The 24,681-nt window shown below is 50.1% G+C and carries 24 protein-coding genes and 1 other annotated feature; of the genes, 14 read left to right on the top strand and 10 right to left on the bottom strand.

Translation table 11 applies throughout. The features are described from left to right. The first annotated feature begins 8 nt into the window (after positions 1-8). From ACSVHP_RS10180 to ugd, 9 genes are all read left to right on the top strand, one after another. On the top strand, positions 9-1,193 hold the full coding sequence (locus tag ACSVHP_RS10180) for a glycosyltransferase (protein ID WP_447551824.1): 1,185 nt from the start codon (positions 9-11) through the stop codon (positions 1,191-1,193). Beyond that, complete coding sequence (murJ, locus tag ACSVHP_RS10175; RefSeq protein ID WP_447551823.1) at positions 1,190-2,683, top strand: murein biosynthesis integral membrane protein MurJ; 1,494 nt, start codon at positions 1,190-1,192, stop codon at positions 2,681-2,683. Before ACSVHP_RS10180 ends, murJ begins: the two co-directional genes overlap by 4 nt. A gap of 9 nt (positions 2,684-2,692) precedes the next feature. After that, positions 2,693-3,892: a glycosyltransferase gene (locus ACSVHP_RS10170; RefSeq protein ID WP_447551822.1), complete on the top strand. Its 1,200-nt coding sequence runs from the start codon at positions 2,693-2,695 to the stop codon at positions 3,890-3,892. After that, complete coding sequence (locus ACSVHP_RS10165) at positions 3,870-5,051, top strand: glycosyltransferase family 4 protein (protein ID WP_447551821.1); 1,182 nt, start codon at positions 3,870-3,872, stop codon at positions 5,049-5,051. The genes ACSVHP_RS10170 and ACSVHP_RS10165 overlap by 23 nt, the downstream gene beginning before the upstream one ends. Before the next feature lie 43 nt (positions 5,052-5,094). Continuing rightward, positions 5,095-6,531 (top strand): undecaprenyl-phosphate galactose phosphotransferase WbaP, encoded by a 1,437-nt coding sequence (gene wbaP / locus ACSVHP_RS10160; protein WP_447551820.1) that lies wholly within the window; start codon positions 5,095-5,097, stop codon positions 6,529-6,531. 64 nt (positions 6,532-6,595) lie between these two features. Then, positions 6,596-7,660 (top strand): dTDP-glucose 4,6-dehydratase, encoded by a 1,065-nt coding sequence (gene rfbB / locus ACSVHP_RS10155; protein ID WP_447551819.1) that lies wholly within the window; start codon positions 6,596-6,598, stop codon positions 7,658-7,660. Positions 7,661-7,674: 14 nt separating this feature from the next. Continuing rightward, on the top strand, positions 7,675-8,541 hold the full coding sequence (gene rfbA / locus ACSVHP_RS10150) for a glucose-1-phosphate thymidylyltransferase RfbA (protein WP_447551818.1): 867 nt from the start codon (positions 7,675-7,677) through the stop codon (positions 8,539-8,541). A gap of 148 nt (positions 8,542-8,689) precedes the next feature. Continuing rightward, positions 8,690-10,096, top strand: coding sequence for an NADP-dependent phosphogluconate dehydrogenase (gene gndA / locus ACSVHP_RS10145; RefSeq protein WP_182381304.1), 1,407 nt, complete (start codon positions 8,690-8,692; stop codon positions 10,094-10,096). Positions 10,097-10,349: 253 nt separating this feature from the next. Continuing rightward, complete coding sequence (gene ugd, locus ACSVHP_RS10140) at positions 10,350-11,516, top strand: UDP-glucose 6-dehydrogenase (protein WP_447551817.1); 1,167 nt, start codon at positions 10,350-10,352, stop codon at positions 11,514-11,516. Between the two features lie 54 nt (positions 11,517-11,570). On the opposite strand, the gene ACSVHP_RS10135 is transcribed toward ugd, so the two are convergent. Beyond that, positions 11,571-12,575: an NAD-dependent epimerase gene (locus ACSVHP_RS10135; protein WP_447551816.1), complete on the bottom strand. Its 1,005-nt coding sequence runs from the start codon at positions 12,573-12,575 to the stop codon at positions 11,571-11,573. Positions 12,576-12,769: 194 nt separating this feature from the next. Between ACSVHP_RS10135 and wzzB the strand changes: the two genes are divergently transcribed. Further along, entirely contained in the window at positions 12,770-13,750 is a 981-nt protein-coding gene (wzzB, locus tag ACSVHP_RS10130; RefSeq protein WP_447551815.1) for an LPS O-antigen chain length determinant protein WzzB, read from the top strand. A gap of 40 nt (positions 13,751-13,790) precedes the next feature. Here wzzB and hisIE read toward each other — a convergent pair whose 3' ends face one another. The 9 genes from hisIE to hisL form a co-directional block, all read right to left on the bottom strand. Beyond that, positions 13,791-14,402, bottom strand: coding sequence for a bifunctional phosphoribosyl-AMP cyclohydrolase/phosphoribosyl-ATP diphosphatase HisIE (gene hisIE / locus ACSVHP_RS10125; protein WP_417313591.1), 612 nt, complete (start codon positions 14,400-14,402; stop codon positions 13,791-13,793). After that, positions 14,396-15,172: an imidazole glycerol phosphate synthase subunit HisF gene (hisF, locus tag ACSVHP_RS10120; RefSeq protein WP_447551814.1), complete on the bottom strand. Its 777-nt coding sequence runs from the start codon at positions 15,170-15,172 to the stop codon at positions 14,396-14,398. Before hisF ends, hisIE begins: the two co-directional genes overlap by 7 nt. Then, a complete protein-coding gene (gene hisA / locus ACSVHP_RS10115; RefSeq protein WP_234676140.1) occupies positions 15,154-15,891 on the bottom strand; it encodes a 1-(5-phosphoribosyl)-5-[(5-phosphoribosylamino)methylideneamino]imidazole-4-carboxamide isomerase in 738 nt (245 codons plus the stop codon). The genes hisF and hisA overlap by 19 nt, the downstream gene beginning before the upstream one ends. Beyond that, positions 15,891-16,481, bottom strand: a complete 591-nt coding sequence (gene hisH, locus ACSVHP_RS10110) for an imidazole glycerol phosphate synthase subunit HisH (RefSeq protein ID WP_234676138.1) — start codon at positions 16,479-16,481, stop codon at positions 15,891-15,893. The genes hisA and hisH overlap by 1 nt, the downstream gene beginning before the upstream one ends. Beyond that, complete coding sequence (gene hisB / locus ACSVHP_RS10105) at positions 16,481-17,548, bottom strand: bifunctional histidinol-phosphatase/imidazoleglycerol-phosphate dehydratase HisB (RefSeq protein ID WP_234676136.1); 1,068 nt, start codon at positions 17,546-17,548, stop codon at positions 16,481-16,483. The genes hisH and hisB overlap by 1 nt, the downstream gene beginning before the upstream one ends. After that, entirely contained in the window at positions 17,545-18,606 is a 1,062-nt protein-coding gene (gene hisC / locus ACSVHP_RS10100) for a histidinol-phosphate transaminase (protein WP_447551813.1), read from the bottom strand. Before hisC ends, hisB begins: the two co-directional genes overlap by 4 nt. Continuing rightward, positions 18,603-19,907, bottom strand: coding sequence for a histidinol dehydrogenase (gene hisD / locus ACSVHP_RS10095; protein WP_417313586.1), 1,305 nt, complete (start codon positions 19,905-19,907; stop codon positions 18,603-18,605). Before hisD ends, hisC begins: the two co-directional genes overlap by 4 nt. 5 nt (positions 19,908-19,912) lie before the next feature. Further along, the gene (gene hisG, locus ACSVHP_RS10090) at positions 19,913-20,812 is read right to left on the bottom strand and encodes an ATP phosphoribosyltransferase (protein WP_234676130.1); all 900 of its coding nucleotides are present in this window, start codon (positions 20,810-20,812) and stop codon (positions 19,913-19,915) included. A 45-nt stretch (positions 20,813-20,857) separates the two neighbouring features. Next, positions 20,858-20,981: a sequence feature (His leader region), on the bottom strand. After that, complete coding sequence (gene hisL / locus ACSVHP_RS10085; protein WP_234676162.1) at positions 20,957-21,004, bottom strand: his operon leader peptide; 48 nt, start codon at positions 21,002-21,004, stop codon at positions 20,957-20,959. Its footprint overlaps the feature before it by 25 nt. Positions 21,005-21,179: 175 nt before the next feature. Here hisL and ACSVHP_RS10080 point away from each other — a divergent pair, with 175 nt between their 5' ends. The 4 genes from ACSVHP_RS10080 to ACSVHP_RS10065 all read left to right on the top strand — a co-directional run bounded on the left by ACSVHP_RS10080 (position 21,180) and on the right by ACSVHP_RS10065 (position 24,606). Beyond that, positions 21,180-22,004: an SDR family oxidoreductase gene (locus tag ACSVHP_RS10080; protein ID WP_447551812.1), complete on the top strand. Its 825-nt coding sequence runs from the start codon at positions 21,180-21,182 to the stop codon at positions 22,002-22,004. A gap of 40 nt (positions 22,005-22,044) precedes the next feature. Next, positions 22,045-22,974: a LysR family transcriptional regulator gene (locus ACSVHP_RS10075; RefSeq protein ID WP_447551811.1), complete on the top strand. Its 930-nt coding sequence runs from the start codon at positions 22,045-22,047 to the stop codon at positions 22,972-22,974. Positions 22,975-23,195: 221 nt separating this feature from the next. Next, positions 23,196-23,258: a membrane protein YoeI gene (yoeI, locus tag ACSVHP_RS10070; RefSeq protein WP_099458931.1), complete on the top strand. Its 63-nt coding sequence runs from the start codon at positions 23,196-23,198 to the stop codon at positions 23,256-23,258. Further along, a complete protein-coding gene (locus ACSVHP_RS10065) occupies positions 23,248-24,606 on the top strand; it encodes an APC family permease (protein WP_234675489.1) in 1,359 nt (452 codons plus the stop codon). The genes yoeI and ACSVHP_RS10065 overlap by 11 nt, the downstream gene beginning before the upstream one ends. The last annotated feature ends 75 nt before the right edge of the window (positions 24,607-24,681 follow it).

Raw genomic sequence — 24,681 nt, 5'->3', positions numbered from 1 at the left:
GGCTGCACATGAAACATAATATTCTTATTGTTTGCCGCTCGTTACCCGTTCATACACTTGGTGGTATGGAGCTTATTACATTAGATTTAGTATCAGAGTTGGCCAAAAATTCAAATAACGACGTTACTGTTCTAACAACTGATATTCAACCAGAAAAAAAACAACAGAATGAAAACTTCGCTGTTAGCTATGTCGCTGGCAGTCCCTCAGGTAAATATAGTCGTTATTGGTGGAGTCGAAGTTCTTTAGAAGCACGAAAAATAATTCTTGAAAAAAATATTGATTCGGTAATTAGTGTTAGCTCCGGAGCTTACGAGATTGTTAAGCTCAAAAAAGAGTTTCCAAATGTTAAATTTATTTTCCAGGCTCACGGAACTTCGTTAGGAGAAATAGTATCGAAGTTTAGATCGAAAAATATTAAATCAATGATAGGTAGTGTCAGAAACTTCTCCTGGATTGTAAAAGATATCCTGAGTTATAACCGATTCGACAAAGTTGTAGCTGTTGGAGGTCACGTATATAAGCAGCTAACATCAGGCATTTTGTCACATTTTTTCGAAAAAAATAAATGTGTGTGCATCAATAATGGTGTAGATAATGCTCTATTTGGATATGACGAAAGTCGACGTCTTTTGAAAAGAAGTGAGCACGATATCGAAACCAACATAAAGGTTTTCCTTTCAGTTTCACGGTTACATAAGCAAAAGGGCGTTCTAAGCGCTATTAAACTCTTTAATGAATATAGAAAACTAAACAAACACTCGTTTCTAATAATTGTTGGTGATGGGCCTCATCGAAAACAAATACAAGATTATGTACACTCTCTGGGTATAACTGATTCGGTTTTATTAGTAGGTAATAAAACAAGAGTGCAAATAAGCGAGTACCTTTCGGCTTCAGATTGTCTTTTATTCTTAAGCGATCGGATTGAAGTCGGTCTAACCTTGAATATGCTTGAGGCGTTGACTTCAGGCTTACCTATTGTCGTTGGCAATAATTTTAAAACCACGATTAATAATCCTGGTGCTTTAAATAACTTGATTTTTTCTACTAATGTAAATGAAATAGATTGTAAAATTCAAGAGGTGCTTGAAAAAAGGAGCTCTTTTGTTACTTACGATTATAGCTTAAGTACAATGGCTAATAGATATCAAACATTGCTCGATAGAATGATGAGTAACAAACCACAATGAAAAAAGCCATTAGCCAGCTGCTTGGCGGCAATATGCTTTCGAAGGTCCTTGGTTTGGTCAGGGAAGTTTTGATGGCAAAATTTTTTGGTACAGGTGATATCAATGGGGCTTACCGTATTGCACAGACGGGAACCTTAGTACCAATCAATTTTATGACCAGTGACAGCCTTAATTCAGCATTCATTCCATTATATAAAAAATATCTCACTGAGAATGAATTCCGTGCATCGACCTTCAAGGTATGCATGTTTTTATTTTTTTCCGTGATATCGCTACTGCTTTTTTTTGTTCTTTTCTTCCTGTCGGATTATTGGGTTGGCGTCATGGCGCCGGGAATAAATGGTAATGCCCGTGAAATGACGAACGAACTGTTCAAAATTATGGCCATTTGTTGTCCGTTTTATTTGTGTTCTGGATTGATAAATTATATATCGATGGCGCATGATGACTATAAACCTATGTCAATGCGTGCTTCAATTCAGAACATTGGCATGTTAATAGGTGTTGTAGCGGCTTATTATTATAATAATTATTTACTGTTGGCTTGGGGCTTTACCGGAAGCTACGTCGTATTTAGCATTTGGGCGGTAATCAGAGCGAAAAGGGGCAACATTCTTAACTTGCCTGATCGCTTCGATTTGACCGAAGTTAAGCAAGTTATGCACAGTTTTTGGATAACGCTTCGGCCATTACTTCTTCTACCACTTATTCTCCAGGGCAATATTACTCTGGAAAGAGCGCTGGCATCGTTACTTAGCATTGATGTGGTTTCAGGCTTAGACTATGCGCGTTTTATTACAGATACGGTTATTTTCATTTTATCGGTTCCTATCGCTTTTGCAGGATTACCCGTTTGGTCTTCACAATCTCCTGAAATTGTCAGAGAGAAAGTCACCACTATATATAACTGGTTAGCACTCCTATCTTTAAACATGTCCTTCTTTATCTTTATGTATGCAAAAGATATTGTAGTCATATTGTTTATGAGAGGGCAATTTAACGAACATTCTGTAGTCGTCACTACTGATATCATTCAGGGGATGTGTATCGGACTTTGGGCTCAGGTGATCGGTTATATTTTCATAAAAGCATTAAGTGCGCATCTGAATAACAAACAGGTTTTAATAGTGATGATCATTGCATTACTCAGTAATGCAGTTGTTAACCTTGCAACATATAAGATATGGGGCGCTTTCGGACTAGGTGTCGGCAATTCTATTTATGGTCTGGTCATGTTTGTATGCAGCGCATGTTATTTAAAAATAGCTAAGAATCTAATTCCTGCGATAATGAAGATTGCTCCAGGTTTAGTAATTTATACTTTACTGATGCTCCCATTGAATCACTACATCACCGAAGCAGTAAGCGTCTTCTTCAAATTGCTAATAAATGGCATCATTTTCTTCATATTTAGTCTGTTATGGGCAATGTTATTCCCATTGTACCGAAATGGTATTAAAGGGATTTTCCTAAAAAAGGGACTGAGATAGCGTATTTTTATGAAAAAAAATAAAGATATACAAGACATCGTCGTCTTATCCACGGCAGACTGGGACAACCCATTCTGGACAAATAAACAGCATGTTGCCTTAGAGCTGGCAAACCGTGGGCACCGTGTTCTTTACATAGAGTCTCTGGGACTGCGCCGACCTAGTGTAAATAAGAAAGACCTTTCGCGTATCTTCCGCCGGGTTCTTAAAGCGATTAAAGCACCTCGAAAAGTACGCGACAATGTCTGGGTATGGTCACCAATTTCCATCCCATTTAATAACTACGCTTTTGTGCGTAAGCTTAATAAGCTGATTTTGAGCAGCGCGCTCAAATTCTGGTGCTGGCGTTTAAAATTCAAAGACGAGACGCTATGGACCTATAACCCGTTGACAACGCGTTTTCTGGAGCCGGGCGATTTCGGTTATGTTGTTTATCATTGTGTCGACGAAATTAAAGCTCAGCCTGGAATGCCGGTAGAGATCCTTCAGGATGCAGAGGAAGAGCTTGTACGTCGCGCAGACATTACCTTTGTCACTTCTCTGACGCTTCTGAAGTCAAGAAAGCATTGGAGCGATGAGGTCTATTACTTCTCTAACGTAGCTGACTATAATCACTTTTCAAAAGCGCTGGATGATCAACTGCCCGTTCCTGCCGACCTGAACGCGATCCCGGAGCCAAGAATTGGCTTTATTGGCGCGATTAGCGGCTATAAGGTGAATTTCTCTCTCCTGGAAGCGATTGCAGAAGCTCATCCGGAATGGTCGCTCGTGATGATTGGCGATGTTGGCGAAGGAGATCCGAACACTGATGCGACTCAACTTACCCGCCATAAAAATATTCATTTAATTGGGCCAAGGGCGTACCAGCAGTTGCCTGGTTACCTGAAGGGCTTTGACGCAACTTTGCTGCCTAATAATTTGAATGAATATACTGCTTCAATGTTCCCTATGAAGTTCTTTGAGTATCTGGCGGCAGGGAAGGCAGTGGTGAGTGTCGATTTAGCGTCCTTATGTGACTTTAAAGACTATTTTCGCGTTGCCCACACCCCCGCTGAGTTTATTTCAGCTCTGGAAAATATTACCTCTGGCGATCGGATTTCTGTGGAGAAATGTCAGGAGCTTGCCCGAGAATATACTTACCAGTCACGCACTGAAAAAATGTTTAAGCTAATTGATGAGAAGCGCAATGAAAGTAGCAATCGTTCATGAGTGGTTCAGTTCCTATGCGGGTTCTGAAAAAGTGGTTGAGCAAATTTTACGTTGTTATCCCGATGCGGATGTTTTCGCTGTATGTGATTTCTTGAAGCCGAAAGACAAACATTTTCTTAATAATAAAAAAGTCACTACTACATTTATTCAGCATTTACCATTTGCAGCAAAAAAATTCCAGTCTTATCTGCCGTTGATGCCATTAGCAATTGAACAGCTTGATATGTCAGCTTATGATGTCGTTATTTCAAGCAGTCATGCTGTTTCTAAAGGGGTGATTACAGGCCCTGACCAGATTCATGTGTCATATGTCCATTCGCCTATTCGTTATGCCTGGGATTTCCAGCACCAGTATTTGCGTGAATCTGGCCTGAACAAAGGTCTTAAAGGCTGGCTTGCCAAGTATCTCCTGCATAAGATTCGTATTTGGGATTACCGTACTGCTGCGGGCGTTAATCATTTTATTGGTAACTCGCGATTTATTGCACGTCGCATTAACAAAGTTTATGGCAGACAAGCAGACGTCATCTATCCGCCGGTGAATACGGATAAGTTTGAATTCAGTGAAAAAAAAGAGGATTTCTATCTGGCTGCTTGTCGCATGGTGCCTTATAAGCGTGTTGATCTTATTGTTAGTGCGTTTGCCAAAATGCCTGATAAAAAGTTAGTGGTTATCGGTGATGGTTCTGAGATGGATAAGATCAAACAGCTGGCGACGGATAATATTACGCTACTCGGCTATCAGGATGATGCTGCCATGGTCGACTATATGAAGCGTGCCAAAGCTTACGTATTTGCCGCAGAAGAGGATTTTGGTATCTCACCTGTAGAAGCACAAGCAAGCGGTACGCCGGTCATTACGTACGGTAAAGGCGGGTGCCTTGAAACGGTTAAACCCCTTGGTAGCGATAAACCGACGGGGCTGTTCTTCTTTGAACAAACCGCAGACGCTATATGCGAAGCCGTGAATACTTTTGAAAAATACGCCGATAAAATTAAGCCAGAAGACTGTCGCGAACATGCTTTAACCTTCTCAGAGCAGCGTTTCCGTGACGAGATTAGTAAGTATGTCGATAGTGCCTGGGCTCAATATTCTGAGTCACTGATCAATACTCAGGCTGCGCGAGTACAGAACAGTTATACTCATCCGGAAAAATAATGACCACGGCATAAATCAGTCGATTTATGTCAGGGATTAAACAATGAAAATTAGCGTATTTAAAGATCAAAAGAAAGAATTCATTTGCCGTGGGGCCTTAATTGCATCGGATTTATTTTGGCTTAATGTTTCTTTGGGGCTTTCCTTTTTAACCGTCATGTTTTTTATTGGCGATTTAAATACCTTTATGCCAATTCGACAGATTGATGTGAGGGTGTTATCACACTTTATTCTGACTGTAATGTGTGTGTTTTGGTTTGGCGTCCGTTTACGTCATTATGCACAAAAGAAACCCTTCTGGTCTGAACTTAAAGAAACACTTCGTACTATTGTCATTTTTTCGATCTTCGACCTTGCATTAGTGGCATTTTCTAAATGGCACTTTTCTCGCTATATTTGGGCCTACTGTTGGCTATATGCCATCATTATGGTTCCGTTATCCCGTGAAATTACAAAAATCATTCTTAATAAGTTTGGCTGCTGGAAAAAGCGCACTGTTATTTTAGGTTCCGGACGAAACGCGCGTGAAGCCTATTATGCTTTACAAAGCCATGAAGTGTCTGGTTTCAAAATTGATGCGTTTTGTGATTTTGATGCGACAGCCGATATGATGGAAGAGTGTCCGATTGTTAAAGATGAAGAGACATTGCTAAGTCATTATAATTCTTTTTCAACGCAGTTTGTTGTCGCGTGCGATTTTGACGAAAAAGATAAATTTGAAAATTGGTTACGATTCCTTGCGAAACATAAGTGCCGCAACGTTATCATTATCCCTTCTCTGAGAGGATTCCCTTTATACGGAACTAGCATGTCCTTTATTTTTAGCCATGAGGTTTTACTTCTTCAGGTTCATAATAATCTGTCAAAAATGACGTCCCGCTTTATCAAAAGAACCTTCGATATCGTCTGCACATTGGGCATTCTTCTTGTCTCATCGCCGCTGCTTGTTTACTTATGGTATAAAGTTTCCCGCGATGGCGGCCCGGCTATCTATGCCCATACGAGAATTGGGCGCCGTGGTGAGAAATTTGACTGTTATAAGTTCCGCTCTATGAACATCAATTCAAAAGAGATCCTTGCAGAATTACTTGAGAAAGATCCTGAAGCCCGTGCTGAATGGGAAAAAGATTTTAAGTTGAAAAACGATCCGCGCATCACTGCCATTGGTCACTTTATCCGTAAAACGAGTCTTGATGAGTTACCTCAGTTATTTAACGTACTTAAAGGTGAGATGAGTTTAGTTGGTCCACGTCCGGTTATCCACGAAGAATTGGAACGTTATGCTGATGACGTTGAGTATTATCTTATGGTGAAGCCAGGCATGACTGGGTTATGGCAGGTGAGTGGTCGTAACGATGTTGACTATACCACGCGTGTCTACTTTGACTCCTGGTATGTTAAAAACTGGTCTTTGTGGAATGATCTAGTCATTCTTTTTAAGACCGTTAACGTTGTCCTGCTGAGAAAAGGAGCTTATTGATTGTTCCTGAATCAATTGGATTAAGAACAGTGATTAATCTTTAGCTCAAAATAGTGAAGGGAATATGAAAATAATCATAACTGGTGGTGCAGGGTTTATCGGATCTGCTGTTGCTCGTCATATTATTAACCAAACCCAGGATACTATATGTGTCGTGGATTGTTTAACCTACGCGGGCAATCTTGAATCTCTTACCGCTATAGCAAATAGTCCCCGCTATTCTTTCTCACGTACCGATATCACTGATGCTAACGGAATCACAAAACTGTTCCGCGATTTCCAGCCGGACATTGTGATGCATCTGGCTGCCGAAAGTCATGTTGACCGCTCTATAGATGGCCCGGCAGCTTTTATAAATACTAACGTTATCGGCACATTTACGTTACTTGAAGCGGCACGGCAGTACTACTCTACGCTGGATGAGAACCGGAGAGCGAAATTCCGTTTCCATCATATTTCTACTGATGAAGTATTTGGCGATCTCCAAGACGACACAAGGCTATTCACAGAAGAAACGGCCTATGCACCAAGCAGCCCCTATTCCGCATCTAAGGCTGGTAGCGATCATTTAGTTCGAGCCTGGAACCGCACCTATGGCTTGCCTGTGGTTATTACTAACTGTTCTAATAACTACGGTCCGTATCACTTCCCTGAAAAGTTGATCCCTTTGATTATTCTCAATGCACTGGCAGGAAAGCCTCTTCCGGTATATGGCAATGGTGAACAGGTTCGTGACTGGTTGTATGTGGAAGATCATGCCCGTGCATTGTACAAAGTTGCAACGGAAGGGAAAGATGGGGAAACCTACTGTATTGGTGGGCATAACGAGCGGAAAAATATCGACGTTGTAAAAACCATTTGCGCAATTCTCGACAAAATGATCGTTAAAAAGCCAGCAAATATCCAAAGTTTTGCTGAGCTGATCGTTTTTGTGGCTGACCGTCCTGGACACGATCTCCGATATGCCATTGATGCTAGTAAAATTAAGCGCGATCTCGATTGGGTGCCGCTGGAAACGTTTGAAAGTGGAATCGAGAAGACTATCCACTGGTACCTTAACAATGAAGCGTGGTGGCAACGAGTGCTTGATGGCTCTTATGCTGGCGAGCGTCTAGGGCTAAAGAAATAAGCGAGGTTAGAACGATGAAAGGTATTGTATTAGCGGGAGGTTCCGGTACGCGGCTGTATCCGATTACTCAGGGCGTTTCGAAGCAATTACTGCCGATCTACGATAAGCCTATGATTTTCTATCCGGTTTCCGTATTAATGTTGGCCGGAATTCGCGATATTTTAATTATCACCACTCCTGAAGATATGCCTGCTTTCCAGCGTCTGATGAAAGACGGCTCACAATTTGGGGTTAATTTTACCTATGCCGTCCAACCTTCGCCAGATGGCCTAGCTCAGGCATTTATTATCGGTGAGAAATTTATAGGCAACGATACATGTGCGCTAGTGCTGGGAGACAATATCTTCTTTGGCCACGGTTTCAGTAAGAAACTTGAGGACGCGGCAAGTAAGACGCGTGGCGCGACGGTATTTGGCTATCAGGTTCAGGATCCGGAGCGTTTTGGAGTCGTAGAGTTTGATGCGAACTACAAAGCGTTATCTATCGAAGAAAAACCGCTTAAACCAAAATCAAACTGGGCAGTGACAGGACTTTATTTCTACGATAACAATGTCCTGGAAATGGCTAAGCAGGTTAAACCCTCTGCGCGCGGTGAGCTTGAAATTACAACTTTGAATCAGATGTACCTTGAACGCTGTGAGCTAGAAGTCGGTCTTCTCGGGCGTGGTTTCGCATGGCTTGATACTGGAAATCACGACAGCCTTATTGAAGCTTCCCAGTATATTCACACTATTGAGAAGCGTCAGGGTATGAAGGTAGCTTGCCTCGAAGAGATTGCTTTTCGTAAAAAATGGTTAACCGCCGATGACATCGCTATCCAGGCGGAAAAGCTAAAGAAAACCTCTTATGGTCAATATTTAGCGATGTTGATTAAAGAATAAAGGTGACTGCGTGTTCTGCTCCACAATTTCTCTGGTATACGCGTTAGCGCACCAAAGGCTATCCATACGTAACAGGCTTGAGTTAACATCGTATATACATTCAAACTGCATCGCACCGCAGTGATTATCCCCAAGACAGGAGTATGTAATGTCCAAGCAACAGATCGGCGTTGTCGGTATGGCAGTGATGGGGCGCAACCTGGCGCTCAACATCGAAAGCCGTGGTTATACCGTGTCCGTATTCAACCGCTCCCGTGAAAAGACCGAAGAAGTGATTGCCGAGAATCCAGGCAAGAAACTGGTTCCGTTCTACACGGTGCAAGAATTTGTTGAATCTCTGGAAACGCCTCGTCGTATCCTGTTAATGGTTAAAGCGGGCGCTGGCACAGACGCAGCCATCGACTCACTGAAGCCGTATCTGGAAAAGGGCGACATCATTATTGATGGCGGTAACACCTTCTTCCAGGACACCATCCGTCGTAATCGTGAACTGTCTGCTGAAGGCTTTAACTTCATTGGTACCGGCGTTTCCGGTGGTGAAGAGGGGGCGCTGAAAGGCCCATCCATCATGCCTGGCGGCCAGAAAGAAGCGTATGAGCTGGTTGCACCTATCCTGACCAAAATCGCCGCTGTCGCTGAAGATGGTGAGCCGTGCGTGACCTATATCGGTCCGGACGGTGCGGGTCATTATGTGAAGATGGTTCACAACGGCATCGAGTACGGCGACATGCAGCTGATCGCAGAAGCCTATTCTCTGTTGAAAGGTGGCCTCAACCTTTCCAATGAAGAGCTGGCAGAGACCTTCACCGAGTGGAACAAAGGCGAGCTGAACAGCTACCTGATCGACATCACCAAAGATATCTTCACTAAGAAAGATGAAGAGGGTAAATACCTGGTTGATGTGATTCTGGATGAAGCTGCGAACAAAGGCACCGGTAAATGGACCAGCCAGAGCTCTCTGGATCTGGGCGAGCCGCTGTCTCTGATCACCGAATCCGTCTTCGCTCGCTATATCTCTTCTCTGAAAGAGCAGCGCGTTGCGGCGTCTAAAGTGCTATCTGGCCCGCAGGCTAAACCAGCCGGTGAAAAAGCAGAGTTCGTCGAGAAAGTGCGTCGCGCGCTGTATCTGGGTAAAATTGTTTCCTACGCTCAGGGCTTCTCTCAGCTGCGTGCTGCGTCTGACGAAAACAACTGGGATCTGAACTACGGTGAAATTGCGAAGATCTTCCGCGCGGGCTGTATCATTCGTGCGCAGTTCTTGCAAAAAATCACCGATGCATACGCTGAAAACGCGGGCATCGCAAACCTGCTGCTGGCTCCGTACTTCAAGAAAATTGCTGATGAATACCAGCAGGCGCTGCGTGACGTAGTTGCCTATGCGGTTCAGAACGGTATTCCGGTTCCGACTTTCTCTGCCGCTGTGGCGTACTACGACAGCTACCGTGCTGCCGTTCTGCCTGCCAACCTGATTCAGGCGCAGCGTGATTACTTCGGTGCCCATACCTACAAACGCACTGATAAAGAAGGTGTGTTCCACACCGAATGGCTGGATTAATCTGATTTAACCCAGTCCGATAGCGAGGCCCGGTAAACATTACCGGGCTTTTTTTATCGCGTCGTTCCCCCGGATGTCTTGCTTTGTCCAGGGTGGTTCCCTCAATGCAGAATAAACCTCTGTATTATTACCTCTCTGTAGCAAGGCATTCGCCTTGACAGTCGATAAACATAAGAGGTAAAAACCTCAACAGTTGTTTATTGCGGTGGCGCGGCTGTGCCTCCTGACACTCATACTTGAAGAAGTTGAACGAATGAAAATAACAATCTCCGGAACAGGCTATGTTGGTCTTTCAAACGGTATTCTGATTGCGCAGAATCATGAAGTGGTTGCGCTGGATATCGTGCAGGCCAAAGTGGACATGCTTAATCAGAAGATCTCCCCGATTGTTGATAAAGAGATCCAGGATTATCTTTCAAACAAGCCGCTGAATTTCCGTGCTACGACGGATAAAGAAGATGCCTACCGCGATGCTGATTACGTCATCATTGCCACGCCAACCGACTACGATCCAAAAACCAACTACTTCAACACCTCCAGCGTCGAAGCGGTGATTAAAGACGTTACGGCGATCAACCCGAACGCGGTGATGATCATCAAATCGACCATTCCTGTGGGCTTCACTAAATCGATCAAAGAAGAACTGGGTATTGATAATGTCTTCTTCTCACCGGAGTTCCTGCGTGAGGGAAGGGCGCTATACGATAACCTGCATCCATCCCGTATTGTGATTGGTGAGCGCTCTGAGCGTGCCGAGCGTTTTGCGGCGCTGCTTCAGGAAGGCGCAATCAAAGAAGATATCCCGGTGCTGTTCACCGACTCCACCGAAGCCGAAGCGATCAAGCTCTTCGCCAACACCTACCTGGCGATGCGCGTAGCTTACTTCAACGAGCTGGACAGCTATGCCGAGAGCTTGGGGCTGAACACCCGTCAGATTATCGAAGGCGTGTGCCTCGATCCGCGCATTGGCAATCATTACAACAATCCATCATTTGGCTACGGCGGTTACTGCCTGCCGAAAGACACGAAACAGCTGCTGGCAAACTATCAGGCGGTGCCTAACAACCTGATTTCAGCGATTGTTGATGCGAACCGCACGCGTAAAGACTTCATCTCTGATTCCATTCTGGCGCGCCATCCGAAAGTGGTCGGCGTATATCGTCTGATCATGAAGAGCGGTTCTGATAACTTCCGCGCCTCTTCTATCCAGGGGATCATGAAGCGTATCAAGGCGAAGGGCGTACAGGTTGTGATTTACGAACCCGCGATGAAGGAAGACGAGTTCTTCCACTCTCGCGTGGTGCGCGATCTGGATGCGTTCAAGAAAGAAGCTGATGTGATCATCTCTAACCGTATGGCCGAAGAGCTAGCGGACGTAGCGGATAAGGTTTACACCCGCGACCTGTTCGGTAGTGACTGATTAACGCATAACAGTGCATATAAAAAAGCCCGGCATCGCCGGGCTTTTTTGTTTTTATACCTTGTAGAAATCGCGATACCAGTCAACGAAGTTCTTCACCCCGTCTTTGACCGAGGTTTGTGGCTTAAAGCCGACCACGTCATACAGCGGTTTGGTGTCGGCGCTGGTTTCCAGTACGTCACCCGGCTGCACAGGCATCATGTTCTTTTTCGCCTCGATGCCCAGCGCCTCTTCAAGCGCGGTGATGTAATCCATTAGTTCAACCGGCTCGCTGTTGCCGATATTGTAAATATGGTAAGGCGCGGAGCTGGTCGCAGGAGAGCCGGTTTCAACCGTCCAGTCAGGATTTGGCTGCGGAATAACGTCCTGAAGGCGAATAATTCCTTCGACGATATCATCGATATAGGTAAAGTCGCGCTTCATCTTGCCGTAGTTGTAGACATCGATGCTGTTGCCTTCAATCATAGCTTTGGTGAATTTGAACAGCGCCATGTCCGGGCGACCCCATGGGCCGTACACGGTGAAAAAACGCAGCCCGGTGGTGGGCAGGCCGTAAAGATGCGAGTAGGTGTGGGACATCAGCTCGTTGGCTTTTTTGGTCGCGGCATAGAGCGATACCGGGTGATCAACGGAGTCGTCAGTGGAGAACGGCATCTTGCTGTTCAGACCATAAACGGAGCTGGACGAGGCGTACACCAGATGCTGAACTTTGTTGTGGCGACAGCCTTCCAGGACATTCAGATGACCCATCAGGTTGGATTCAGCGTACACGTGCGGATTTTCGATGGAGTAGCGCACGCCTGCCTGAGCGGCGAGGTGAATGACGCGATCGAACTTCTCATCAGCAAAGAGTGATGCGATGCCTGCGTTATCTGCGAGATCGAGTTTGTGGAACGTAAAATTCTCAGAAGCCAGAAGATCCAGTCGGGCTTGCTTCAGGCTGACATCGTAGTAGCTATTCAGATTATCAATACCTACAACCTGATGGCCTGCCTTCAGTAGGCGTTCGCAGACGTGAAAGCCAATAAAACCCGCGGCTCCGGTAACCAGAAATTTCATACCAATCCTCTTAAGTAACAAATATCGCAAACCATACTGCGCAAAAGATGTGGTGCATCATACCGCTAAGTGCCAGGTTAGCAAAACTTCGCCTTTGCGAAGATAACTCATAGGATTCTTATAGAAAAATCGGCAGCACACGATAAACTATACAAACAATATTTTATTTATGCTTTTTACCTGTTAAGGATTGTATGACGCAGAACAACAATAATGCGGTCAGCAGAAGCAATGACCCGGAACAATTTGATTTACTTGATTTAGTAATGCAACTTTGGCTCGGCAAAAAGACAATCATCATCAGCGTTATTGTCGCCATCGTTCTGGCTGTTATCTACATCTTCGTCGCGAGGGAGAAATGGACCTCCACTGCAATCATTACCCAGCCAGATGCTGCACAAATTGCTACTTATAACAACGCGCTGAATATTTTATATGGTAATGCGGCCCCATCAATGACCGACGTTCAGAACCGTGTGGTTGGTCGTTTCAATGCTTCTTTCTCCGCGCTTTCTCAAGCTCTTGATAATCAAGAGGTCCCTGAGAAGCTAACCATTGAACCTGCGGTCAAAGGTCAGGCGCTACCACTAAACATCTCGTATACAAGCAGTACGGCAGAAGGCGCGCAGAAACAGTTGGCGCGTTACATCCAGCAGGTTGATGAGCAAACGGCCAAAGAGTTAAGCGTTGACCTAACGGACAACATCAAGCAGCAAATCTCTACGCTGAATGACTCTCTCGAAAACCAGGAAAAAGTGGCTCAGGAGCAAAAGGACCTGCGCATTAAGCAAATTACGGAAGCGCTAAAATTTGCTGAAGCCTCGAAGGTCGTTAACCCGCAAATCCAGCAAACGCAGGATGTTACTCAGGACACAATGTTCCTTCTTGGGAGCGAAGCGTTGAAATCAATGATTCAGAATGAAGCCACTCGTCCACTGGTCTTCTCTTCTGCATACTATCAGACTAAACAGAATCTTCTTGATATTGAAAATCTTAACGTTAATCCGTCTACTATCCATGTTTACCGTTATGTCATGAAGCCAAACCTGCCAGTCACTCGCGACAGCCCAAAAAAATCAATTGTGCTGATCCTTGCCGTACTGCTTGGCGGAATTGTGGGTTCAAGCATTGTTCTGGTGCGAAGCGCCCTGCGCAACTACCAGCCAAAAGCCTAATCAGTAGACAAAAAAAGACCGGGTCTCCCCGGTCTTTTTTTCACTTATGACGCGCCCGAAGATTTTCAATCACCGCCGTTAAATCCAGCTCCTGATCCTGCAACAGCACCAGCAGGTGATACATCAAATCAGACGCCTCGTTGGTCAACTCCTCACGGTCATGCACGGTAGCGGCCAGCGCCGTTTCAACGCCTTCTTCGCCTACCTTCTGCGCGATGCGTTTAGTACCGCTGGCGTACAGCTTCGCGGTATACGAGCTTGCCGGGTCTGCCGTTTTACGCTCGGCTAACAGCTGTTCAAGCTGATACAGGAACAGCCACTGGTGGCTTGCCTCGCCAAAGCAGCTGCTGGTGCCTTTATGGCAGGTTGGGCCAATAGGGTTGACCAGGATCAGCAGCGTGTCGTTATCGCAGTCAGGGGTAATACTGACGACGTTCAGGAAATGGCCGGAGGTTTCACCTTTCGTCCACAGGCGCTGTTTGGTGCGCGAGAAGAAGGTGACTTTACCGCTGTCGACGGTTTTGGCTAACGCTTCCGGGTTCATATAGCCCAGCATCAGCACTTCGCCTGATACGGCATGCTGGACAACCACTGGCAGTAATCCGTCAGTTTTTTCCCAGTCCAGCTGCGCCTGTTGTTGCTCTGTTAACATACCCTGATCTCCACGCCCTGGTCTGCCAGGTACGTTTTTAACTCACCAATATTGATAATCTGTTTGTGAAACACGGAAGCAGCAAGCGCGCCGTCGACGTTTGCATCCCGGAAAGCCTCCAGGAAGTGCTCCATCGTTCCCGCGCCGCCGGAGGCAATCAGCGGCACACGGCATACCGAGCGCACTTTCTTCAGCTGTTCCAGATCGTAACCGTTACGCACGCCGTCCTGGTTCATCATATTCAGGACGATCTCCCCGGCACCGCGTTTTTGCACTTCCTGCACCCAGTCCAGCGTTTCCCACTGGGTTACGCGGGTACGGCTCTCGTCGCCGGTATATTGATTGACGTGATATTTCCCAGTGTCCGCGTCAAACCAGGTGTCGATACCCACCACGATGCACTGTACGCCAAAACGGTCAGCCAGACGGGTAATCAGCTCCGGGTCGGCCAGCGCCGGGGAGTTAATGGAAATTTTATCGGCACCGAAGGAGAGGATCTTCGCCGCGTCTTCCGCAGACTTAATGCCGCCCGCCACGCAGAAGGGGATATCAATCACCTCTGCCACGCGCGCCACCCAGCTCTTATCCACCACGCGGCCGTCGCTGGAGGCGGTGATATCGTAAAAGACCAGCTCGTCGGCGCCCTCATCGGCATAGCGTTTTGCCAGCGGAACGATGTCGCCAATAATTTCATGATTGCGGAACTGCACGCCCTTCACCACCTGGCCATCGCGCACGTCAAGACAGGGGATTATCCGTTTTGCCAGCATTGAATTGCCTCCGACACAGTAAATTTCTCTTCCAGTAACGCGCGTCCGACAATCACGCCGCGAACGCCTGTTCCGCGCAGGGCGGCGATATCGGCCAAATCGCCAATCCCGCCCGATGACTGAAACGCCACCTGCGGATAGCGCGCGCACACCTCTTCATAAAGGGAGACGTTCGAGCCTGCCAGGGTGCCGTCGCGCGAGATATCCGTGCACAGCACATGCTTTAGACCGACCGGCAGATAAATATCCACCAGCGCTTCAAGCGTCACGCCGGAGTTTTCCTGCCAGCCGCTGACCGCAACCTGCTTCGTGCCCTGGTCATCGATGCGCACGTCCAGCGCCAGCACCAGCGCATCTGCGCCAAAGCGACGGAACCAGCCTTTGACCATTTCAGGATTTTTGACGGCGGTAGAGCCGACAACCACCCGCGCCACGCCCGCTTCAAGCAGGGCGGCAACGTCGTCTTCCGTTCGCACACCGCCGCCAACCTGTACCGGAACATTCACGCCCGCCACCAGTTTTTTCAGCAGCGGTATCTGGCGCTTAGCCGGATCTTTCGCGCCGGTAAGGTCAACGAGGTGCAGCACCTCAGCACCCTGGGCGGCATAGTCCTGCAAGCGCGGCAGCGGATCGTTCCCGTAGTCACGCTGTTGCGCGTAATCCCCCTGATGGAGCCGGACGACCGTGCCGTCAATCAAATCTAAAGCAGGAATAATCATCACATCTCCAGGAAATTTTTCAGCAGCTGCGCGCCTGCGGCACCCGAACGTTCCGGGTGGAACTGCACGCCGAAGAAATTGTCTTTCTGCACCGCTGCGGTAAAGGCCTCGCCGTAGTTGCACTGGGCAATGGTGTACGGGTTCACCGGCATGGCGTAGCTGTGGACGAAGTAGAAGTACGCGCCGTCTTCGATACCGCGAAACAGCCTGTCACCCGCTTTCGGATAGACGCGGTTCCAGCCCATGTGCGGCAGCGGCAGACCGTGGTCGACCATTTTAGGAACGTCTTCTTCGATAATATCCAGCAGATCGACGCCGTGGCTCTCTTCGCTGCGACGACCCAGCAGCTGCATCCCCAGGCAGATGCCCAGCACCGGCTGGGTGCAGGCTTTGATCAGGTTAAAAAGCTCACGTTCATGGATCTGATCCATCGCCGCCTGCGCAGTGCCTACGCCCGGTAAAAACAGCTTGTCTGCGCGCAGCACCACATCCGGATCGCGGCTCACCAGCGGCTCATAGCCGTGGCGCGAGATCGCTGATTTCACGGAGTTCAGGTTGGCGCACCCGGTATCCAGAATGACCACGTTCATCAGAGCACTCCTTTAGACGAGGGCAGGGCATCGCCTTCCACGCGAATCGCCTGGCGCAGGGTGCGGCCAAAGGCTTTGAACAGGCTCTCCACGCGGTGGTGATCGTTCTTGCCTTTGGTTTTCAGGTGCAGCGTCAGGCCCATGGTGTAGGACAGAGAGCGGAAGAAGTGTTCCACCATTTCAGTGCTGAGATCGCCCACGCGCTGGTAGGTGAAGTCGGCTTTATATTCCAGGTGCGGACGGCCGGAGATATCCATCGCACAGCGGGCCAGACACTCGTCCATCGGCAGGACAAAGCCGAAACGGTTGATGCCGCGCTTGTCGCCCAGCGCCAGCTTCAGCGCTTCGCCCAGCGCCAGGCCGGTATCTTCTACGGTGTGGTGATCGTCAATGTACAGATCGCCTTTAACGGCAATCTCCATGCGAAAACCGCCGTGGGTGGCAATCTGATCCAGCATATGGTCAAAGAAGCCGACGCCGGTGTGAATCTTGCTGCCGCCTTCGCGATCCAGCCAGACCTTCACGTCAATCTGCGTTTCTTTGGTATTGCGCTCAACGTGGGAGTAACGATCGCGTTTCGTCAACTGCTCGCCAATCTGCGCCCAGTTAAGATCCGCGCGGCTGTAGCGCAGGCCGGCAATGCCCATGTTTTCAGCCAGCGTGATATCGGTGGCGCGATCGCCAATCACATAGCTGTTGGCTTTATCCAGCGCCTCTTCTGCCAGATAGCGCTCAACCAGCTTCACTTTCGGCTTGCGGCAGTCGCACTCGTCGGCAGGCAGGTGCGGGCAGATCAGCACCTCATCAAACGCCACTCCCTGTGAGGTGAGGATCTGCATCATCAGGTTGTGCGGGCCATCAAAGTCGGCCTGCGGGAAGCTGTCCGTGCCCAGCCCGTCCTGGTTGGTGATCATCACCAGCTTGAACCCGGCCTTTTGCAGCTTGAGCAACACCGGGATCACGTCTGCTTCAAAAGCCAGCTTGTCGAAACGATCGACCTGAAAATCGGCTGGCGGCTCGGCGATAATGGTGCCGTCACGATCGATAAAGAGGTACTTCTGGCTCATACTTTCTCCGCTTTCAGGGCGTCAATTACGCGCTGGCTCTCTTCGCGGGTGCCGATGGTAATACGCAGGCAGCCGCTTAAGGATGGTTGTTTGTTTTGATCTCGTAAGATAATGCCCTGATCCCACAAAGATTTAAATACGGCGCTTGAAGCGGTGAAACGCACCAGAATGTAGTTCGTTTCCGAGTCGAACACCTGCTCAACGCAGGGGATATCTTTAAGCGCCGTCACCAGGTACTGACGCTCTACAAGGATTTGCGCCACGCGCTCGCGCATCGCGGTGATGCCCTGCGGAGCCAGCGCCTGTGCGGCGATATCGGCAACCGGGGTCGACAGCGGATAAGGCGCAATCACCTTCATCAGCAGGTCGATAACCTCTTTATTAGCCAGGGTAAAACCGCAGCGCAGCCCGGCGAGGGCAAACGCCTTTGACAGGGTACGCAGCACCACCAGATGCGGATATTCGTCGAGCCAGCCGGCGAGCGTCGCCTGCGGGCAGAACTCGATATAGGCTTCGTCGGCGACAACCAGCGCTTTTCCGCGCGTCATCTCCAGCAGGGTACGAATATCCTGCGGGTTAATAATCTGCCCGGTCGGGTTGTTTGGGCTGCATACGAACACCACCTTAACGCCGTCAAGATTATCCGCGATGCCCTGCAAATCCAGCTGCCAGTCGTCCAGTGCCTGCACGTTGCGACAGGCCACGCCGAAGGTTTCTGCGCTTACGCTGTACATGCCGTAGGTTGGCTGGCAGTACATCACCGCGTCTTTGCCCGGCTCGCAGAAGGCGCGGATCAGCAGCTCGATGCCTTCATCGGCGCCGCGGCTGACCAGCACCTGCTCCGGCTTAACGCCCGCATACTGTGCGTAGTTTTCAATCACCGCCTTCGGCTGGCATTCCGGGTAGCGGTTCAGCGTCTGCTGCGACAGCTCAAACTGTACCGCCGTCGGGTATTCGTTGGCGTTGAGCCAGACGTCGCCGTTACCGCCCAGACGACGCGCGGACTGATAGGGAGTCAGCCGACGGACATTTTCACGCGCGAGTTCTTCAATGTTCATGCTTGCTCCTTCAGCGCGGCCACGCGCAGGGTAACGGCGTTTTTGTGGGCGGTCAGACGTTCTGCCGCCGCCAGGGTTTCGATCGTTGACGCCAGGGCGGCGAAACCGTCCCGGGAAAGCTCCTGCACGGTCATGCGCTTCTGGAAATCCGCCAGCCCGAGGCTGGAGCAGGTCGAGGTGTAGCCATAGGTCGGCAGCACGTGGTTGGTGCCGGAGGCGTAATCGCCCGCGGATTCCGGCGACCAGTCCCCGAGGAAAACGGAGCCTGCGCTGGTGATGCTGTCGACCAGATCGCGCGCGTTGCGGGTCTGAATAATCAGGTGCTCCGGGCCGTACTGGTTAGAGATAGCGATGCACTGTTCAAGGTCACGCGCCACGATCAGGCGGCTCGCGGACAGCGCCTGACGCGCGGTGTCGGCACGCGGCAGGTCGGCAAGCTGGCGCTCAACGGCCTCGCCCACGCGTTTTGCCATATCGGCATCCGGGGTCAGCAGAATCACCTGCGAGTCCGGGCCGTGCTCGGCCTGGGATAACAGATCGGAAGCAACGAAATCAGGGGTCGCGCCGGAATCGGCAATCACCAGCACCTCCGACGGGCCCGCAGGCATGTCGATTGCCGCGCCGTCCAGACGCTGGCTCACCTGGCGTTTGGCTTCGGTCACATACGCATTGCCCGGGCCAAAAATCTTATCGACCTTCGGAATGGATTCGGTGCCAAACGCCAGCGCGGAAATCGCCTGCGCGCCGCCTACTTTAAATACTTCCTGCACGCCGCAAAGTTTGGCGGCATAGAGAATTTCATCGGCAATTGGCGGAGGCGAGCAGAGCACCACTCTCTGACAGCCCGCGATGCGCGCCGGGGTCGCCAGCATCAACACGGTGGAAAACAGCGGGGCGGATCCACCGGGAATATACAGCCCGACAGAGGCAACCGGGCGGGTCACCTGCTGGCAGCGCACGCCCGGCAGCGTTTCGACATCCACGGTTTGCAGCTTTTGCGCGGTGTGGAAGGTATCGATGTTTTTCACCGCCACGGCCATCGCCTGTTTGATCTCATCGCCCAGACGATTGCTGGCATCAATGATTTCCTGTTCGGTAACCCTTAACGCGGCGACCTCGGTTTTATCAAACTTTGCGCTGTATTCTCGCAGAGCCTCGTCGCCACGCGATTTTACGTTGTTCAGGATCTCCGCCACGGTGCGGGTGATGCTCTCAGACGCAGAGATCGCCGGGCGCGTCAGTAATTCTTTTTGCTGTGCGTCAGTACAGCGGTTCCAGTCGATGATTGTGTTGAAGCTCATGGCTATTACTCCATCATCTTCTCAATTGGCAGCACCAGAATGGAGCTTGCACCCAGCGCCTTCAGTTTTTCCATGGTCTCCCAGAACAGGGTTTCGCTGCTGACCATGTGCATTGCCACGCGCTGCTGATCGCCCGCCAGCGGCAGAATGGTCGGACGCTCGGCGCCCGGCAGCAGGGCGATCACTTCGTCCAGACGCTCGGTTGGCGCGTGCATCATGATGTATTTGGATTCTCGGGCCTGAATCACGCCCTGAATACGGGTCAGAAGTCGGTCGATAAGCTGCTGCTTGGCGCTGTCCATCTCGCCATCGCGCTGGATCAGGCAGGCTTTAGAGCGGTAAATCACCTCCACTTCACGCAGGCCGTTGGCTTCAAGCGTTGCGCCGGTGGACACGAGGTCACAGATGGCATCCGCAAGGCCCGCACGCGGCGCCACTTCAACGGAACCGTTCAGCAGACAGGATTTGAACTGCACCCCTTTCTGATCCAGGTAGCGCTTGAGCAGGTGCGGGTAGGAGGTGGCAATGCGTTTGCCGTTCAGCGCGGCCGGGCCATCCCAGGCTTCATCTGCTGGCGTGGCGAGAGACAGACGGCAGCCGCCGAAATCCAGGCGGCGCAGCGTGAAGTAACGCGGATCTTCGCCCTGCGCACGGCGGGTCAGTAGCTCTTCTTCCAGAACGTTTTCACCGATGATCCCCAGATCCACCACGCCGTCCATCACCAGACCCGGAATATCGTCATCACGCACGCGCAGAATATCGATAGGCATATTTTCAGCGAGAGCAATCAGGCGCTGGGTATGCAGGTTGATTTTAATCCCGCAGCGGGCCAGCAGTTCGCGTGAATCGTCGCTCAGACGGCCTGATTTCTGAATAGCTATGCGTAAGCGTGAGTTATCTAACATTCTTATTTCCTCATTATCCTGTTTTAATCTGTCTGAATTCCGTCCAAAAAAAAGCCCCCGGAAGATGATCTTCCGGGGGCTTTCTCTTGCGTTCATGCGCCACTGGAAGATCCAAACGTCTTCCAGCACACATCGCCTGAAAGACTAGTCAGGATGATGGTGATGATGGTGCAGTTTAAATTGAACGCTCATATATATTCTCGATGAATGCTTATTCACTTGATGTCTTTTAACCTAAACCACTTATGCGCGTTTGTGCAAGGGCTTTTTTTGATCATTAATTCATTTCATATTGATGCTATGAATTGTGTGTTCTGCCGGGCTGGCGTAGCCTTAATGCAGACGGATGAGAGTCAGGAGAATTCGCATGAAAAAGGTCGCAATTGTCGGTTTAGGGTGGCTGGGAATGCCGCTGGCGATGTCATTGGCAGCAAAAGGCTGGCAGGTGACCGGAAGTAAAACCACGGCGGATGGGGTTGAGGCGGCGCGGATGTGCGGCATCGATGGCATAGAGCTGCGTCTGGAGCCGGAGCTGGTGTGCGACGCAGACGACCTGGACGTGCTGATGGGCGTTGACGCGCTGGTGATCACGCTCCCGGCGCGACGCAGCGGTCCGGGGGACTCGTTCTATTTGCAGGCGATGCAGGAAATTGTCGACAGCGCGCTGGCGCATCATATTCCGCGCATTATCTTCACCAGCTCCACCTCGGTGTATGGCGACGTGGACGGCACGGTAAAAGAGAACTCGCCGCGTGAGCCCGTCACGGCCAGCGGCCGGGTGCTGAAAGAGCTGGAGGACTGGCTGCACAATCTGCCGGGAACGCAGGTGGATATTCTGCGTCTGGCGGGGCTGGTGGGGCCGGGGCGTCATCCGGGGCGCTTCTTCGCCGGGAAATCGGCACCGGACGGGCAGCACGGGGTCAATCTGGTGCATCTGGAAGACGTGATTGGTGCCATTGAATTATTGCTCCAGGCTCCAAAGGGCGGCCACATCTATAATATATGTGCGCCTTCGCATCCCCCGCGGAACGTCTTTTATCCGCTGATGGCGCGTCAGCTTGGCCTCGCACCGCCGGTCTTTGGCGATGTGCAGGGCGAGAGCAAAGGCAAACTTGTCGATGGCAGCCGTATTTGTCATGAACTCGGGTTTGAGTATCAGTATCCCGACCCGCTGGTGATGCCCATGGAATAACGCCACCAGCGGGGCGATCGCACACCGTAAGGGGGCGAACATGAAACCGTTGCTGGATGTCCTGATTATCCTTGATGCGCTTGAAAAAGAGGGGAGCTTCGCGGCTGCGTCTGCGAAGCTCTATAAAACGCCCTCGGCGCTGAGTTACACCGTTCATAAGCTGGAAAGCGACCTCAATATCCAGATCCTCGACCGTACCGGCCACCGGGCGCGCTTTACCCGCACCGGGCAGATGCTGCTCGAAAAAGGGCGAGAGGTGCTGCATACGGTGAGAGAGCTGGAAAAGCAGGCGGTGAAACTCCATCAGGGCTGGGAAAATGAGCTGGTTATTGGCGTGGATGACACCTTTCCCTTTTCGCTCTTGTCGCCGCTTATCGAGCAGTTTTATCAAAGCCACAGCGTCACCCGGCTGGTCTTTATTAACGGCGTGCTGGGTGGCTCCTGGGAGGCGTTAACCCAGGGGAGGGCGGATATTATCGTCGGCGCCCTGCATGAACCGCCCCAGTTAACCGATTTCGGCTTCGCCCGTCTGGGGACGCTGGAGCAGGTGTTTGTCGTTGCCCCCCATCATCCGCTGGCTCAGGAGCCTGAGCCCATTAACCGACGCACCATCAGAGGGTTTCGCGCCATTGTGGTGGGCGACAGTTCGGATTCTGACTTTGCCACCGCGTCGCAGCAGCTTGACTGTCAGGAAGCGATTACTGTTTTTGATTTTAAAACCAAGCTTGAACTGCAAATTAGCGGGCTGGGATGCGGTTATATCCCACGTTATTTAGCGCAGCGGTTTATTGAAAGCGGCGCGCTTATCGAAAAGCAGGTTATGGCGCAAAGCGGTGATGAATCCGTTTGGGTCGGCTGGAACGAACAAACCGCCGGGCTGGCAAGCGCCTGGTGGCGAGCCGAAATTTTAGCAAATAGTGCTATTGCCGCGGTTTATACTCCGCTCATCGAAGGCAATTCAACCGGTTAGCGAATTTAATCTATTGATGAGTTTCTCGAACTATTGCGTTTTGTATCTGGAATAGGGCAAAATGCCGCCGCTGCAAACAAATGAATAATCGACGATATAAAAGGCGTCGGTTATTTTTTTTTGCATGTACGAAACGAAACTAAAAATCCAAGAGGCCGGGCTTCGTACCGGATAGATATTTACTAAAATCCGACAGTTGTTGTCGCTGAGGAATACAGAAAATGGGGCAATTTTTCGCTTACGTGGCGGTTATCACCGTAAAGGAGAATAACTATGTCGCATAACGCAACTCCAAAAACCTCTCGCGTGGAATTACGTAAAACGCTTACGTTGATTCCGGTTGTCATGATGGGCTTAGCCTATATGCAGCCGATGACGCTGTTCGATACATTCGGTATCGTATCAGGCCTTACGGACGGTCACGTTGCAACGGCGTACGCCTTTGCACTGGTCGCCATTCTCTTTACAGCGCTGAGCTACGGTAAACTGGTTCGCCGTTTCCCGTCTGCGGGCTCTGCTTATACCTATGCTCAGAAATCCATTAGCCCGGCGGTTGGCTTTATGGTGGGCTGGTCATCTCTGCTGGACTACCTGTTCATGCCGATGATCAACATTCTGCTGGCAAAAATTTACTTCGAAGCGCTGGTGCCTTCTATGCCATCGTGGATCTTCGTTGTTGCGCTGGTGGCCTTCATGACCATCTCTAACCTGCGCAGCATCAAGACCGTTGCTAACTTCAATACCCTGATCGTTATCCTTCAGATGGGGATTGTTGCGGTTATCGTTGGTCTGATCATTTACGGTGTGATGCACGGCGAAGGCGCAGGTACGCTGACCAGCACCCGTCCGTTCTGGTCTGAAGGCGCGCACGTTGTGCCGATGATTACCGGTGCGACCATTCTGTGCTTCTCGTTCCTGGGCTTCGACGGTATCTCTTCTCTGTCTGAAGAAACCAAAGACGCTGAGCGTGTGATCCCGCGTGCGATTTTCCTGACCGCACTGATTGGCGGCCTGATCTTCATCGGCGCATCTTACTTCCTGCAACTGTACTTCCCGGACATCTCTCGCTTTAAAGATCCGGACGCGTCACAGCCTGAAATCATGCTGTACGTGGCTGGGAAAACCTTCCAGTGGGGCGTGCTGATCTTCTCCAGCGTCACCGTACTGGCATCCGGTATGGCGGCACACGCGGGCGTGTCTCGTCTGATGTACGTTATGGGCCGCGACGGTGTGTTCCCAACCCGTTTCTTCGGCTACGTGCATCCGAAATGGCGTACCCCGGCGTGGAACGTGCTGCTGGTTGGCGCCATCGCACTGCTGGCGATTAAATTTGACCTGGTAACGGCAACGGCGCTGATTAACTTCGGTGCGCTGGTGGCCTTCACCTTCGTTAACCTCTCCGTGATCTCTCAGTTCTGGATCCGTGAGAAGCGCAACAAGACGCTGAAAGACCACTTCAACTATCTGGTACTGCCAGTGTGTGGTGCGCTGACCGTCGGTGCGCTGTGGATTAACCTGGAAGAAAGCTCAATGGTTCTGGGTCTGATCTGGGGTGCTATCGGTCTGGTTTACCTGGCGTGCGTGACCAAAAGCTTCCGCAACCCGGTTCCTCAGTACGAAGACGTTGCGTAATGACTCGCCGGGTGGCGCTCACGCTTATCCGGCCTGCAAAACGACAAACCCGTAGGCTCACGCCAGCGGGCAAAA

This window comes from Enterobacter sp. 186315 (assembly GCF_053290175.1).
The sequence above is the reverse complement of the archived record's forward strand: the minus strand, read 5'-3'. Positions and strand labels throughout refer to the sequence as shown.

What these genes read in the sequence shown, in the direction of transcription:
- murJ (WP_447551823.1), top strand. Translation starts at nt 1,190, where the DNA reads ATGAAAAAAGCCATTAGCCAGCTGCTTGGCGGCAATATGCTTTCGAAG.
- wzzB (WP_447551815.1), top strand. Translation starts at nt 12,770, where the DNA reads ATGACGCAGAACAACAATAATGCGGTCAGCAGAAGCAATGACCCGGAA.
- hisA (WP_234676140.1), bottom strand. Translation starts at nt 15,891, where the DNA reads ATGATTATTCCTGCTTTAGATTTGATTGACGGCACGGTCGTCCGGCTC.
- ACSVHP_RS10170 (WP_447551822.1), top strand. Translation starts at nt 2,693, where the DNA reads ATGAAAAAAAATAAAGATATACAAGACATCGTCGTCTTATCCACGGCA.
- hisG (WP_234676130.1), bottom strand. Translation starts at nt 20,812, where the DNA reads ATGTTAGATAACTCACGCTTACGCATAGCTATTCAGAAATCAGGCCGT.
- wbaP (WP_447551820.1), top strand. Translation starts at nt 5,095, where the DNA reads ATGAAAATTAGCGTATTTAAAGATCAAAAGAAAGAATTCATTTGCCGT.
- ACSVHP_RS10180 (WP_447551824.1), top strand. Translation starts at nt 9, where the DNA reads ATGAAACATAATATTCTTATTGTTTGCCGCTCGTTACCCGTTCATACA.
- rfbB (WP_447551819.1), top strand. Translation starts at nt 6,596, where the DNA reads ATGAAAATAATCATAACTGGTGGTGCAGGGTTTATCGGATCTGCTGTT.
- hisF (WP_447551814.1), bottom strand. Translation starts at nt 15,172, where the DNA reads ATGCTGGCAAAACGGATAATCCCCTGTCTTGACGTGCGCGATGGCCAG.
- hisD (WP_417313586.1), bottom strand. Translation starts at nt 19,907, where the DNA reads ATGAGCTTCAACACAATCATCGACTGGAACCGCTGTACTGACGCACAG.
- ACSVHP_RS10135 (WP_447551816.1), bottom strand. Translation starts at nt 12,575, where the DNA reads ATGAAATTTCTGGTTACCGGAGCCGCGGGTTTTATTGGCTTTCACGTC.
- hisIE (WP_417313591.1), bottom strand. Translation starts at nt 14,402, where the DNA reads ATGTTAACAGAGCAACAACAGGCGCAGCTGGACTGGGAAAAAACTGAC.
- hisC (WP_447551813.1), bottom strand. Translation starts at nt 18,606, where the DNA reads ATGAACATTGAAGAACTCGCGCGTGAAAATGTCCGTCGGCTGACTCCC.
- ACSVHP_RS10075 (WP_447551811.1), top strand. Translation starts at nt 22,045, where the DNA reads ATGAAACCGTTGCTGGATGTCCTGATTATCCTTGATGCGCTTGAAAAA.
- ACSVHP_RS10165 (WP_447551821.1), top strand. Translation starts at nt 3,870, where the DNA reads ATGAAAGTAGCAATCGTTCATGAGTGGTTCAGTTCCTATGCGGGTTCT.
- rfbA (WP_447551818.1), top strand. Translation starts at nt 7,675, where the DNA reads ATGAAAGGTATTGTATTAGCGGGAGGTTCCGGTACGCGGCTGTATCCG.
- ACSVHP_RS10080 (WP_447551812.1), top strand. Translation starts at nt 21,180, where the DNA reads ATGAAAAAGGTCGCAATTGTCGGTTTAGGGTGGCTGGGAATGCCGCTG.
- ugd (WP_447551817.1), top strand. Translation starts at nt 10,350, where the DNA reads ATGAAAATAACAATCTCCGGAACAGGCTATGTTGGTCTTTCAAACGGT.
- hisB (WP_234676136.1), bottom strand. Translation starts at nt 17,548, where the DNA reads ATGAGCCAGAAGTACCTCTTTATCGATCGTGACGGCACCATTATCGCC.
- ACSVHP_RS10065 (WP_234675489.1), top strand. Translation starts at nt 23,248, where the DNA reads ATGTCGCATAACGCAACTCCAAAAACCTCTCGCGTGGAATTACGTAAA.
- hisH (WP_234676138.1), bottom strand. Translation starts at nt 16,481, where the DNA reads ATGAACGTGGTCATTCTGGATACCGGGTGCGCCAACCTGAACTCCGTG.
- gndA (WP_182381304.1), top strand. Translation starts at nt 8,690, where the DNA reads ATGTCCAAGCAACAGATCGGCGTTGTCGGTATGGCAGTGATGGGGCGC.